The organism is Pseudomonas sp. (genome assembly GCF_050739655.1).
Classification (GTDB): Bacteria; Pseudomonadota; Gammaproteobacteria; order Pseudomonadales; family Pseudomonadaceae; genus Aquipseudomonas.
The window spans coordinates 1-1,793 of the sequence record NZ_JBOIBY010000720.1; the positions used below are offsets into that span (position 1 = coordinate 1).

The following is a 1,793-nucleotide window of genomic DNA, read 5'->3' on the forward strand; positions in this document are numbered from 1 at the left end:
AGCCCGCTCCCACAGTTGATCGAGTTCCTTCAGAAGAAATGCGATCCAATGTGGGAGCGGGCTTGCTCGCGAAGAGGCCGGTGGCTACACCGCAAAATCAGGCCTGAGGCCAAAACGCCCGAATCCCCGCAACACCCTGGGCCCCCGCCGCCCAGGCTTGTTCCACCTGCGCCGGCCCCACGCCACCCAGCAGAAACACCGGCTTGCTGAACCCTTCGATCAAGTTCGACGCCTGTTCCCAACCCAGCGGCTCAGCGCCCGGATGAGTCAAGGTCGGTTGCACCGGCGACAAGGTCACGAAGTCCACGCCCATCTCTTCAGCCAGCGCTAACTCTTCGGCGTTATGACAGGACGCCGCCAACCAGCGCGATGCGGGCAGCGGTCGACCGGCAGCGGCGTACTTGCGCAACTGAGCCGAGGTGATGTGCCAACCGGCGGACGGAAAATCTCCGAGCCATTCGAACGGGCCCTTGATCATCAGCTGTGCCTTACCGGCACACAGCCCCACCGCATCAACAGCCAGGTCACGATACTTCGGGTCGTAACCATTCGGTGCGCGCAACTGGATCAGCTTGATGCCGCCTGCGATGGCCTTCTGGATCCCGCGAAGCAAGTCCGGGGTTTCCAAATCTTCCGGGGTGATCAGGTACTGCTCGGGCAAACGTGCGGCCGCGACAATCGGCCGGTTGGCTTCGGGGAACTCGTATCCCGACAGATCACGGGCGCTTACCCAGGCCAACGGCTGGCCTTCGGCACCGTGGGGTTCGCCGGCAAACGCCGAGACTTCCCAGACATCCAGCAACACCTGCTTGTCCGGGTAATCGTGCCGAACCTTGATCAGCGGGCGCGCCGCGCTGACCACGATGCCCAGCTCCTCCTTCAGCTCACGAGCCAGTGCGGCCTCGACCGACTCATCGGCCTCGACCTTGCCACCGGGAAACTCCCACAGGCCACCCTGGTGCTGTGTATCGGCACGGCGGGCGATAAGGATCTTGCCACTGTTATCACGGATAACCGCGGCCGCTACATGAACTCGTTTCACCGCTCGATTTCCTCCAGTCCAGCCTTCTGCCAGGCCTTGAAGGCTGGCCATTGGTAGATGGTTTCAACGTAGGCTTCATCGACAGCCGACAGCTTGACCTGATAGGTGCGCAGGCGAACAGCGATCGGGGCGAAGAACACATCAGCCAGGGTTGCGCGACCGAACAGGTATGGGCCGGTTTCCGTGGCTGCCGCGCGGCACTCGGCCCACAGGGCTGACATGCGTTCGACATCCGCCTGGACTTCGGCCGGGACGGGCGCCAGCGGCGCGTCATGGCTCAGGTCGAACGGCATGTTGCCGCGCATGCCGAAGAAGCCGCTGTGCATTTGTGCACAGGCTGAACGTGCCTGGGCACGGGCGGCGGTGTCCGAAGGCCACAGGCCCTTGCCGGGGAATTGCTCGGCCAGGTATTCGGCGATTGCCAGGGAGTCGGCGATGGTGCCGTGCTCGGTCTTCAGCAGCGGGACTTTGCCGGTCGGCGAATGCTTGAGCAGCCGCTCGCGGGTGTCAGGCTGGTTCAGTTTGATCAGTTCTTCGGTGTAAGAGGCGCCGGCCAGATCGAGGGCCAGGGCACCGCGCAGGGACCAGGAGGAAAGCAGTTTGTCGCCGATGATCAGGTGCAAGGACATAGGGTGGCGCCTTTTCGTCAGAGTGCCTGCCAAATGATCCAGTGACTGAACGGCCGTCTTCGCGGGCAAGCCCGCTCCCACATTGACCGCGTCGGCCACAAAATCTCCAGCAAACACTGATA

Annotated in this window: 2 protein-coding genes; both read right to left on the bottom strand. The window is 63.0% G+C overall.

Going from position 1 to position 1,793, the window contains the following annotated elements:
* Window positions 1-97 precede the first annotated feature (97 nt).
* The gene (locus ACRESJ_RS34070) at window positions 98-1,042 is read right to left on the bottom strand and encodes a Nudix family hydrolase (RefSeq protein ID WP_431761810.1); all 945 of its coding nucleotides are present in this window, start codon (window positions 1,040-1,042) and stop codon (window positions 98-100) included.
* Window positions 1,039-1,671 (bottom strand): glutathione S-transferase family protein, encoded by a 633-nt coding sequence (locus ACRESJ_RS34075; RefSeq protein WP_431761811.1) that lies wholly within the window; start codon window positions 1,669-1,671, stop codon window positions 1,039-1,041. The genes ACRESJ_RS34070 and ACRESJ_RS34075 overlap by 4 nt, the downstream gene beginning before the upstream one ends.
* Between the last annotated feature and the right edge of the window lie 122 nt (window positions 1,672-1,793).